At 44.2% G+C, this 706-nt stretch carries 1 protein-coding gene; it reads left to right on the top strand.

Features of this window, described 5'->3' with window-relative positions:
- On the top strand, positions 1 to 706 hold a 706-nt coding region (locus tag R7Z50_RS27460; protein ID WP_318149742.1), incomplete at both ends, for a DUF3413 domain-containing protein.

Here is a 706-nt window from a genome sequence, read left to right as displayed (position 1 = left end):
TGACGTTTGTCCTGCCATCACGGAAGTTATTTCGTTTGGTGGCAGTGATCTTTACCACTGTTGGACAAACAATCTTATTGATTGATACCCAGGCATATCAATCCATAAACCTGCACCTAACCCCTGTGGTTTGGGAGCTGTTATTCAGCGATGATAAAAGTGCGTTAAGCTCGGATCTACAACACCTGTTTGTTGTGATGCCGCTGATATTCCTTGTTCAGCTCGCCTTATCAGAATGGGTTTGGCGTAAACAACGCAAACTGTCTCACAAACACGTTGGTCGTCCACTGGCTGCCGTGTTCTTTTTGAGCTTTATGACCAGTCATTTGGTCTACATTTGGGCTGATGCCTATTTCTATAATCCGATCACGAGCCAACGCTCAAACTTCCCGCTTTCTTACCCAATGACGGCGAAAAGCTTTATGGAAAAACATGGTCTGCTTGACCGTGAAGAGTACCTAAAACGCTTAGCGGAGAATGAAAATAACGTTGAGCTGGTGAACTACCCACTAGAAAAACTTGAATTCAACCGCCGTGTAAACAAGTTGAACGTATTGATGATCAGCGTAAATAACCTGCGTGCAGACGCGCTGAATCAAGAAGAAATGCCAAACCTCTACGAGTTTGCACAACAAAACCAAAACTTCCGTAAACACTACAGCTCAAGCAATGACACCTACGGTGCATTTGGCTTGTTCTATGGTTT

This window comes from Vibrio sp. 1249-1, from assembly GCF_033340495.1.
This window is presented reverse-complemented; position numbering and strand designations above follow the sequence as displayed.